Annotated in this window: 1 pseudogene; it reads right to left on the bottom strand. The window is 55.6% G+C overall.

Annotated elements, in window-relative coordinates:
- Positions 1-223, bottom strand: a pseudogene (locus ALO43_RS31720) (type VI secretion system Vgr family protein); the annotation flags it as partial.
- Positions 224-410: the final 187 nt, after the last annotated feature.

Below are 410 nucleotides of genomic sequence, written 5' to 3'. Positions count from 1 at the left end.
GCATGGCAGATCTGGCCATGCACGCCGCCACGACGCTCACCGAACCTCAAAAACGCTTCTCGGTGCAGCAGGCTGCGCACATCCAGAAGAGGGCGCCGATCAGCCAGATATCGAAGCGATACGCTTCATTGAGAGCATCACGGCCGGTGAAGCTGATGACATGCAGATCCGTCTGGCAGTCGGTAATCGCCAGTATGATTGGCATTTGCAGGTCCTTGCGCATCTGCGGGGCTCTCTACCTTCAAAATCAGGGTGCGCAGGTTACGGAATACCTTGGCCTAAAAGCATTGCTGCAAGGTTTTTCGGAAAAAGACTACAAGCAGTGATGGAAAGCGGATGATTGCCGTCGGCCCGATTGGCAGCCATCTTAGCGAGTTCGTTCGAGCAATGTGCGCGGCGGGGGTTTCATC

Origin of the sequence: Pseudomonas tremae, from assembly GCF_001401155.1 — a bacterium.
Classification (GTDB): Bacteria; Pseudomonadota; Gammaproteobacteria; order Pseudomonadales; family Pseudomonadaceae; genus Aquipseudomonas; species Aquipseudomonas tremae.
The sequence above is the reverse complement of the archived record's forward strand: the minus strand, read 5'-3'. Positions and strand labels throughout refer to the sequence as shown.